This window comes from Mesorhizobium sp. M7D.F.Ca.US.004.03.1.1 (genome assembly GCF_003998635.1).
Classification (GTDB): domain Bacteria; phylum Pseudomonadota; class Alphaproteobacteria; order Rhizobiales; family Rhizobiaceae; genus Mesorhizobium; species Mesorhizobium loti.
On the sequence record NZ_RZQG01000302.1, the window covers coordinates 1 to 4,965 of the forward strand.

Here is a 4,965-nt window from a genome sequence, read left to right on the forward strand (position 1 = left end):
CCTTGTAGAGGCTAATCGTGTATTTCTGCAGCTTGGCGACGTTGGGGTCACCGTTGATGGTGTGCATGCCGCCGGCCGCGTGCCAGGTCGAGCCGGATGTCAGTTCGTCGCGCTCCAGCAGGACAACATCGGTCCAACCATGGCGGGCAAGATGGAACAGCACGGAGCACCCGACGACGCCACCGCCAATGACCACGACCTTTGCATGCGATTTCATGGATTCTTCTCTGATATCAGTGAGTTGGATGGGTGAGTGGATTCAAGCTGCGAGGCATCACGGCTCGCCCTGCCCGATCGCTTCCTTGCGCTTGGCCATGTAAGCCTCCAGCGCCTCGCGCACGGCGATATCCATCACCGGCTCGACATAGTCCTCCAGCGCCTTCTTCCACAGTCGCGTCGCGCGCGCCGCGGCGTCGAGCCCGCCGGCCTCCTGCCAGGCCTCGTAATTCTGCCAGTTGGACAGCATCGGCTGGTAGAAGGCGGTGGCGTAGCGCTCCAGCGTGTGCAGTTCGCCGAAGAAATGCCCTCCGGTCGGCACCGCGCCCAGCGCCTCGACGGCAAGTTCCGCCTCGTTGACCTCGATCGGGCGCAGAAACTCCATCATGTGCTGGATCATCTCGACGTCGATGATGAGTTTTTCGAACGACGCCGTCAGCCCGCCCTCCTGCCAGCCGGCGGCGTGGTAGACGAGATTGCCATGGCCGAGCACCGCGCCCCACAGCGCCATCAGCGTCTCATAGGCGCCTTGCGCATCGGCGGCGTTGGAAGCCGAGCCCGGCGTCGTGCGGTACGGAAGCCCGTAGCGCCGCGCCAGTTGCCCCGACGCTATGTTGGCCTTGGTATTCTCGGGCGTGCCGAAGGCCGGCGCGCCCGACTTCATGTCGACATTGGAGGTGAAGGCGCCATACATCACCGGCGCGCCGGGCCGCACCAGCTGCGTCAGCACGACGCCGAACAGCGCCTCGGCATTCTGCTGCGCCAGCGCCCCGGCCAGCGTCACCGGGCTCATCGCTCCCATCAGCGTGAACGGCGTCACCGCCACCGACTGGCCGAACTCGGCCATCGTCATCAGCCCTTCGGCCATCATCTCGTCGAAGCGGCGCGGCGAGTTGACCGAGATGATGGTGGTGATGCCGGGATCGTCGCGCATCTGGTCGAGCGTCAGCCCACGTGCGATGGCCATCATCTCGATGCCGTCCAGTGCCCTGCCCCGGCCTATCGCCGAGACATGGAAACTCTTGTCGGTGAGCGTCAGGTTGGTGAAATAGGTGTCGAGATGGCGGGAGTTGGCCGGCAGTTCCACCGGCGCGCAGACCTGGTTGCCGAGCATGTGGATGCAGTTGAAATGCTGCGCCAGCCGGGTGAGATCCGAATAATCGCGCAAATTGCCGGCGCGGCGGCCGCGCTCCATGTCGTGCACATTGGGCGGCCCGGCAACGAGCGTGAAATTGATGGTGTTGCCGCCGAGATGAACCGCGTTGGCCGGGTTGCGCGGCGTCAACACATAGCTGGACTGGGTGGTCTTCAGCGCGTCTTCGACCAGGCCGCGATCAATACGGACATTCGCCGAGGCATGATCGACGCTGGCGCCTGCCTTCTCGAACAGCGACAGTGCGCGCGGGCTCATCACCTCGATGCCGAAATTCTCCAAGATGTGCATCGAAGCCTGGTGGATCTGCTCGATCTGGTCGGGCGAGAGCATGGCCATCGGCGGATAGGGATTTGTCACCCGCCTGAGCGGCAGTTGCGGGATGGCCGACGGGCCCCTGTTGCTGGTGCGCTCGGCGCCGCGTTTGCGTCTTGGTTCGTTCATGCCTGGCATCAAAGCCCCGGCAACCCGGGCAAGCTGTCAGAAATACGCCGTTTGCGGGCGTGATTTTAGCCACGGCGGCATTTCTGCAATATCTGTTTAGAAAAAGCGACAAAATATGTCGGATTGCAGGCGCGGGATTTCCTGAAGGGACTGCTCCGGCCAAGCGTTAACGGACGCTGCAAGATTCCCTTTATGATTTCGGCCTATTGCTCTGCCAATGCGTAGTTCGAGTTTTAGTAAAATTGGTGCGGTTTGCGTGCTGCTGGCGCTTTCGGCCTGCGCCACGCCGCCCAATCACATCAACAATGTCTGCGCCGTCTTCGACCAGAATGACGGCTGGTTCGACAACTGGCAGTCGGCCGCCGAGCGCACCCAGCAGAAATACGGCATCCCTGTTCCCGTGCTGATGGCGACGGTGCGCAAGGAATCCGGCTTCAAGAGCAATGCCCGGCCGCCGCGCACCAAGCTGCTCGGCTTCATTCCGTGGAAGCATGTCTCGACGGCCACCGGCTTCTCGCAGGCACTGGACGGCACCTGGTCGCAATATCAGCGTGAGACCGGCAACTGGGCAGCGCGGCGGACGAAATTCGCCGATGCGGTCGATTTCGTCGGCTGGTATCATTCCAAGACCGCTGACACGTACGGCGTCGCCCGCAACGACACCTACAATCTCTACCTTGCCTACTATCTCGGCTGGACCGCCTATGGCCGCGGCAACCGCGGCGACGCCGGAGTGCAGGGCTATGCCCGCGCCACCGAAAAGATGTCGCGGGACTATGCGCAGCAACTGAGCGAGTGCGGCAACTGAACGCTCCGCATCACTGATCTCGACCTTCCGACCGTCAGCTCGGCTCTTTGCCGCGCGGACGCTTCGGTGGGGTGGCAGTCGGGCCTGTATCCGTCACATGCGGCGCGTCTTCCGGCACGCCCTCATTGGCCGCGTGTTCCTTGTCGAACTTGATCACCGGCTCCATCTTGGCCAGCACGTCGTCGGAGAGCCAGCACAGGCTCATATGGCCGTCGCCGAGATGCTTGACCGGCGGCACCTTGGTCTCGCACAGATTGTCCGGCACCAGCTTCTTGTAGCCGCAGCGGGTCTGGAACGGACAGCCCGACGGCGGGTTCATCGCCGACGGAATGTCACCTTCCAGCACGATGTGGCGCTTCACCACGCTGGTGTCGGCGATCGGGATCGCCGACAGCAGTGCCTCGGTATAGGGGTGATAGGGCGGCGCGAAGATCTGGTCGGTCGTGCCTTGCTCGACGATATAGCCGAGATACATGACGACGACGCGGTCGGCGATGTAGCGCACGACGGACAGATCGTGGCTGATGAACAGCATCGTCGTCTTGTTCTTGCGCTGGATGTCCATCAGCAGTTCGGTTACCGCCGCCTGCACCGACACGTCGAGCGCCGACACCGGTTCGTCGGCCACCACCACCTTGGCGTCGCCGGCAAAGGCCCGCGCCACGCCGATACGCTGCTTCTGGCCGCCCGAAAGCTGGCGCGGCTTGCGGGTCTCGAACGCCCTTGGCAGCTTCACCAGGTCGAGCAGTTCCAGCATGCGCTTGCGGCGATCGGCAACCGTCTTGCCGACATTGAACTTCTCCAGCGTACGGATGATCTGCGAACCGACCGAGTGGCTGGGATTGAGCGTGTCGAACGGGTTCTGGAACACCATCTGTATCGACGATACGGTTTCGACGCTGCGTTTCTCGATACCGGTCGACTGGATTTCCTTATTGCCCAGCGTCACCGTGCCGGCACTTGCCGTCTCCAGCCCGAGCAGCACCTTGGCCAGCGTCGACTTTCCGCAGCCGGATTCGCCGACGATGGCGACTGTCTCGGATTCGCGCGCCATGAACGAGATCGTCTCGTTGGCCTTGACAACGCGGCCCTCGCTCGAGCCGAACACCTCGCTGCCGCCGACCTTGTAGTATTTTCTGAGGTCTTCGATCTTGAGCACCGGTGCGCCGGGCACGACGCGCTCATTGACTTTCTTGGCGCCGGGCGGCAGCGCTTCCCAGTCGATCTCGTTGAAGCGCACGCAGCGCGAGAAATGGCCTTCGTGCCCAGCGACCTCGATCATCGGGATTTCGGCGGCGTTGCAGACGCCCTCGACGAAATGGTGGCAGCGCGGGCCGAAATTGCAGCCCTTGGGCCGCTCATGCGGCAGCGGCAATTGTCCGGGGATGGAGATCAGCGGCCGTGAATTCTTATCGGCGCCCGGCAGCGGGATCGAGCGGAACAGCCCTTGCGTATAGGGATGGCGCATCCGGTCGAACACGTCCTTGATCTTGCCGGTCTCGACCGCTTCGCCCGAATACATCACCGTGATGCGGTCGCAGGTTTCCAGGATCAGGCCGAGATTGTGCGAGACAAAGATCATCGATGTGCCGAACTTCTCGCCGAGCCCCTTGACCAGGTCGACAATGCCCGCCTCGACCGTCACGTCGAGCGCCGTCGTCGGCTCGTCGAGCAAAAGCAGCGCCGGCTTCGACAGCAGCGCCATGGCAATGACGATGCGCTGCTGCTGGCCACCCGAAAGCTGGTGCGGATAGGAGCGCATCATGCGCTCGGGATCGGGCAGCTTGACCGAGCGCACCATGTCGAGTGCGCGCTTGTAGGCCTCTTCCTTCGACACCTTGTCGTGGATCAGCGGCACTTCCATCAATTGCTGGCCGACCTTCATCGCCGGGTTGAGGCTCGCCATCGGCTCCTGGTAGATCATCGCGATCTTGTTGCCGCGAATGGAGCGCAACTCCTCGTCGGAGAGCTCGCCCATGTCCTTGCCCTGGAACTTGATCTTGCCGCCGACGATCTTCCCGATGTTGGACAGGTCGCGCATGATGCCGAGCGACACGGTCGACTTGCCGCAGCCGGATTCGCCGACGATACCCATCGCCTCGCCCGGCATCACAGTGCAGGAAAAATCCATGACGGCCGGGATCTCGCCCTTGCGGGTGAAGAAGGAGATCGACAGGTTCTCGATCTCGATGATAGGCCCATTGGCCGGCTTGGCGGGATTTCGAACTGCCTCGTTCATGGGTCGCTCCAATCCAATTTTACCAGATGCGGGCCGAAGCCCGTCAATCAATCTTTCATCGATTGTTCGCGCAGCGAGTCGGCGAGCAGGTTCAAGCCCAGCACG

The 4,965-nt window shown here is 62.7% G+C and carries 4 protein-coding genes; 1 reads left to right on the forward strand and 3 read right to left on the reverse strand.

The genetic code is table 11. The annotated features are described in order from the left end of the window. Both EN935_RS17805 and EN935_RS17810 read right to left on the reverse strand, forming a co-directional pair. On the reverse strand, window positions 1-217 hold a 217-nt coding region (locus EN935_RS17805), incomplete at its 3' end, for an FAD-dependent oxidoreductase (RefSeq protein WP_164771183.1). Between the two features lie 57 nt (window positions 218-274). Then, the gene (locus EN935_RS17810; RefSeq protein ID WP_164757708.1) at window positions 275-1,813 is read right to left on the reverse strand and encodes a trimethylamine methyltransferase family protein; all 1,539 of its coding nucleotides are present in this window, start codon (window positions 1,811-1,813) and stop codon (window positions 275-277) included. Between the two features lie 217 nt (window positions 1,814-2,030). Between EN935_RS17810 and EN935_RS17815 the strand changes: the two genes are divergently transcribed. Beyond that, window positions 2,031-2,621, forward strand: coding sequence for a transglycosylase SLT domain-containing protein (locus tag EN935_RS17815; RefSeq protein ID WP_109668413.1), 591 nt, complete (start codon window positions 2,031-2,033; stop codon window positions 2,619-2,621). Between the two features lie 34 nt (window positions 2,622-2,655). On the opposite strand, the gene EN935_RS41460 is transcribed toward EN935_RS17815, so the two are convergent. After that, entirely contained in the window at window positions 2,656-4,860 is a 2,205-nt protein-coding gene (locus EN935_RS41460) for an ABC transporter ATP-binding protein (protein WP_127264479.1), read from the reverse strand. Window positions 4,861-4,965 lie beyond the last annotated feature (105 nt).

What these genes read in the sequence shown, in the direction of transcription:
- EN935_RS17810 (WP_164757708.1), bottom strand. Translation starts at nt 1,813, where the DNA reads ATGAACGAACCAAGACGCAAACGCGGCGCCGAGCGCACCAGCAACAGG.
- EN935_RS17815 (WP_109668413.1), top strand. Translation starts at nt 2,031, where the DNA reads ATGCGTAGTTCGAGTTTTAGTAAAATTGGTGCGGTTTGCGTGCTGCTG.
- EN935_RS41460 (WP_127264479.1), bottom strand. Translation starts at nt 4,860, where the DNA reads ATGAACGAGGCAGTTCGAAATCCCGCCAAGCCGGCCAATGGGCCTATC.